Consider the following 4022-nt stretch of genomic DNA (forward strand, 5'->3'; position numbering starts at 1 on the left):
CTACCAGAGCCTTCCGCCCCAAAGGAACGCTCGCGAAGCCCCCCCGGTTCCAGCCCACCAACGCCCTGCACGGCCGGTCAGTCCCCGCCCCCGTCGGGTGGCTCATATGGACGGCGGGGCCACCGTCCCCGGGGCGGCGGGGTTCACGGACGCGGCCGGGCGGCGCTCGGGGGCCCGGAAGCCCAGGCCCACGGACGGCAGGAAGGTCATCCCGCCCAGGTCCCGCTTCTGCCCGAAGACGTGGGGGTTGCAGAAGACGTAGCCCCCGGTGAGCTCCGCGTAGAAGTGCACGTACTTGTAGCCGACCGCGAAGCCCACCGTGGAGCCCACGAAGTGGCTGTTCACCACGGACGGCAGGCTCGCGTCGAAGCCCGTCACCGGCTTGCCCTGCTGGGAGAAGTCCACCAGTTGGGCGTCCAACCGGGTGTGGCTGAAGACGTACTTGGGGGCGCCGTAGAGCTTGAACACGTCGCCGTACTCGGCGCTCAGGTACAGCGGCACCTCCACGTCGGTCCGGCTGAAGTCCCCCAGCTGGACGACCTCCAGGACGTCCATCACCGCCCCGGAGAACAGGTACTTGGACACCCCCAGTCCCAGCGCCAGGTCATAGGAGCGGCGAGGCCCCGGCCCGCCGTGGGCCAGGCGCACCTTGCCGTCGAAGCGCAGCGCGTTGCCGTTGTAACGCCCTCCCACGTCGAAGCCGTCCAGCAGCCCCACCCGCACCATCAGCTCCGGGTTCACCCCCGGCGGGGCCACCGCCAGGGCCAGGCCCGCCGTCAGCAGGCGCTGCTGGTCCTCCTCCGTGAGGTTGTAGGGCCGGTCCTCCTCGATGGCCCGCTTCGCCTCGAGCCCCTGGTCGATGCCCACGTCCACCACCGACGCCAGCGTCCCCACCGGGACGAACACGCCCATGCTGCCCGTCACCTGGACCTGGCCCGGGGAGAGCGTCTTGGCCGTCTGCATGGTGGACAACGGGGTCGCGCACCCGGCGGCGAGCCCAGCGAGCCCCAGCAGGAGCAGAACGGGAAGGTTTCTCATGGGGTTGCAGGTTAAGCCCATTTCCAGCGCGAACGCTTCAATCCGGGCGGTCACGTGGTAAGGGGGCATCGTGCGAATCAAGCAAAAACCCGAGGACTTCTCCGTGAAGGAGTCCTACCGCTTCGACGAAGTCGCCAGCGGAAAGCATCGCGTCTACCTGATGGACAAGCAGAAGCTGTCCACCTTTGACGCAGTCAACCGAATCCGTGACGCGTTCGGCCTCAAGCCCGGCGCCATCAGCTATTGCGGCCTGAAGGACAAGCAGGGCCGCACCGAGCAGATCATCGCCGTGGACAGCGCTGACGTGGACATGCAGGAGCCCGATCTGCGCCTGAAGTTCCTGGGCCGGACGGACAAGCCGCTGTCCGCGAGGAACATCACCTCCAACCGCTTCTCCGTCACCGTGCGTGCCCTCACGCGTGACTCGCTTGCGCCGCTGAACCTGGCCGCCGCGGAGGTAAACCGGCTGGGCGTGGTGAACTACTTCGACAGCCAGCGCTTCGGCGCGCTCAAGCACGGCCAGGGCTTCATCGCCAAGGACCTCATCCGGGGCGACTTCGAGGCCGCGCTGCACAACTACTTCGCCCGCCCCTCGGACCTGGACCGCACCGAGGACGCCAAGGTGAAGGGCTTCTGGCGCGACAACTGGGGCAAGTGGGACGCGCGCGTGCCCTTCGAGGGCGCGAAGAAGTACCACCGCATCCTGCGCTCCCTGCGTGAACACCCGGGCGACTGGCTCCGCGCGTTCCTGCAGATCGACTCGGACTACCGGGCGATGATCCTCTTCGAATACCAGAGCTTCCTCTGGAACGAGGGCGTCCGCCGCTACCTCCAGCTGATGCTGCCGCGCGAAGCCATGTTCCCCATGCGCTACCAGGCCGGCACGCTGCTGCACTTCCGGGACGCGACCCCGGACGTGCTGCACACGCTGCGCGAGAAGACCTTCCCGCTCGTGGGGCCGGACTCCACCTTCGAGGATCCGAAGGTGGCGGAGGCCATGGCGTGGGTGCTGGGCAAGGAGAAGCTCAAGCTCCCCGACCTGCGCATCAAGGGCGCGGAGCGGATGCTCTACTTCAAGGGTGAGGAGCGCCCGCTGGTGATGTTCCCGCACAAGCTCGTCGTGGGCCGCACGCAGAACGACGACGTGAACCGCGGCGACATCAAGGTCAACGTGGCCTTCACGCTGCCCCCGGGCGCGTACGCCACGCTGGTCATCAAGCGCCTGTTCCACTTCGAGTACACGGAGGACTCGAAGGAGGACATCCGCACCTCGCAGCGCCCGCGGCTCGTCACCACCGAGCGCGACGAGGTCCGGGTGGAAGAGGCCCGGAGTGTCGCGCGTGCCTCGGAAGGACCTTCCCGCCACCGCACCCTGGCGGACCGGGCCACCCCGCGCACCACGCGTCCGGCCACGTCCGAGCGTCCGGCCACGTCCGAGCGCCCCGCCCGTCCGGGCACCTCCCGTCGCGACGACCGGGCCGCACCGCCCGCGAAGGACGCCCGTCCCCCCAGCCGCATCGGCCGTCCTGCCCGCAAGCCCCGCGAGGAGCTGCCGGACCTGGATGAGGTCAAAGCCGCCCCCTCGCCTGCTCCCGAGCCGGAGATTCCGTTGGGCTTCCGGGCGAAGCAGAAGCAGCGCAAGCAGGTGAAGGCCGAAAGCCGGGCGGAAAAGGCCGAAAAGCAGCGCCTTGCCGCCGCCAAGTCCGCGAAAAAACAGAAGCGGAAGTGATGATCGAGGGCGGCGCAATGGCCTTTGGCCGCGCCCGTAGTCCAGGGTGTGAACGCTCTTGCCCTCGACTCGCTCCCCATGGCCATCGGAATGCTGATGGCTGAGGACGCCGCCCCGCTCCCCTGGAAGGCGGACGTGCAGGCCGCCCGCAAGGGGGACCCGTCCGCTTTCGAAGCGCTCGTTCGCAGCGTGCAGCGCCCGGTGTACGGCCTGGCGCTGCGCCTCTTGCAGAGCGACGCGGAGGCCGCCGAGGTCGCGCAGGAGGCCCTTCTCCGCGCGTACCAGAACCTCCACCGGTACGACGACTCGCGCCCGTTCGATCTCTGGGTGCTCGCCATCACCCGCAACCTCTGCCTGGACCTGCTCCGCCGCCGCACCAAGGTGCGCACGGAGGAGCTGGAGCCCATGAAGGAGGTGCTCCCCAGCAACGACGTGTCCCAGGAGGACGGGGCCATCGCGCGCGAGGAGCGGCAGTCACTGGAGGCCGCCATGGAGACGCTCTCCGTGGACGACCGTGAAGTGCTGGCCCTCTATTACGTCCAGAAGCGCACCACGAAGGAGATCGCGCAGATCATGGGCTGCGCGCCCGGGACCATCATGGCCCGCCTGTTCCGAGCCCGTGAAAAGCTGCGCAAGAAGATGGCGCCCGCCGAGGAGGAGACGCGATGAGCCCCACCCCCTGCCCTGATCTGGAGGTCCTCTTCGCGGAGCTGGAGGCCGGTGAGGGTCCCGCCCTGGATCACGCCGCGGAGTGCGAGGCGTGCGCGGCCCTGATGGAGGACCACCGCCTGCTGGAGAACGACTTGTTCCGGCTGGCGGATCCGCTCCCGCCCCCGTCGCTGGTCGTGAACGTGATGGCCCGCGTCGCGGAGAGCCCCGTGCCCCAGCGCCGCGAGGTGTGGACGGGCCTGGCCATCCTGCTCACGTCCCTGGGCGTGGGTCTGGGCTTCCTGTTCACCAATGACAGGGCGCTCGGCCGCATGGGCACCGCGTTCGCGTCCAGCGTGCGTGACAGCCGTGCGTTCGTGGAAGGCCTGTTCAGCGGTGCGCACGCCCTGTGGAGCACCGCGGGGCTGGCGGTGGCCTGCATCGTCGCCTTCGTCGTGTTCACGTCGCTGTTCGGCCTGAAGCGCCTGGCCGGCTCCCCTCCTCCGTCCCTCTCCGAAGCCTGAGCGTGACCATGAAGATCCTCCCCCGCCTGTTGCTTCCGACCCTCCTCCTCGGCGCCCCCGTGGCGCTCGCGGAAGGCTGTCTC

4 protein-coding genes are annotated in these 4022 nt (G+C 69.0%); 3 read left to right on the plus strand and 1 reads right to left on the minus strand.

The genetic code is table 11. The features are described from left to right. Positions 1 to 102 precede the first annotated feature (102 nt). On the minus strand, positions 103 to 1038 hold the full coding sequence (locus D7Y11_RS41855) for a hypothetical protein (RefSeq protein ID WP_121756112.1): 936 nt from the start codon (positions 1036 to 1038) through the stop codon (positions 103 to 105). Between the two features lie 70 nt (positions 1039 to 1108). Between D7Y11_RS41855 and truD the strand changes: the two genes are divergently transcribed. The 3 genes from truD (at position 1109) to D7Y11_RS41870 (ending at position 3939) form a co-directional block, all read left to right on the plus strand. Next, the gene (gene truD / locus D7Y11_RS41860) at positions 1109 to 2767 is read left to right on the plus strand and encodes a tRNA pseudouridine(13) synthase TruD (RefSeq protein WP_120581563.1); all 1659 of its coding nucleotides are present in this window, start codon (positions 1109 to 1111) and stop codon (positions 2765 to 2767) included. Between the two features lie 96 nt (positions 2768 to 2863). Beyond that, a complete protein-coding gene (locus D7Y11_RS41865) occupies positions 2864 to 3436 on the plus strand; it encodes an RNA polymerase sigma factor (protein WP_233597534.1) in 573 nt (190 codons plus the stop codon). Then, complete coding sequence (locus D7Y11_RS41870; protein WP_120581561.1) at positions 3433 to 3939, plus strand: hypothetical protein; 507 nt, start codon at positions 3433 to 3435, stop codon at positions 3937 to 3939. Before D7Y11_RS41865 ends, D7Y11_RS41870 begins: the two co-directional genes overlap by 4 nt. Positions 3940 to 4022 lie beyond the last annotated feature (83 nt).

The sequence above is a fragment of the Corallococcus sp. AB018 genome (genome assembly GCF_003986945.1).
In the GTDB taxonomy this organism is placed as follows: domain Bacteria; phylum Myxococcota; class Myxococcia; order Myxococcales; family Myxococcaceae; genus Corallococcus; species Corallococcus exiguus.

Excerpts from the sequence above, each read along its gene's own strand:
- D7Y11_RS41865 (WP_233597534.1), top strand. The coding sequence starts at position 2,864 with ATGGCTGAGGACGCCGCCCCGCTCCCCTGGAAGGCGGACGTGCAGGCC.
- D7Y11_RS41855 (WP_121756112.1), bottom strand. The coding sequence starts at position 1,038 with ATGAGAAACCTTCCCGTTCTGCTCCTGCTGGGGCTCGCTGGGCTCGCC.
- D7Y11_RS41870 (WP_120581561.1), top strand. The coding sequence starts at position 3,433 with ATGAGCCCCACCCCCTGCCCTGATCTGGAGGTCCTCTTCGCGGAGCTG.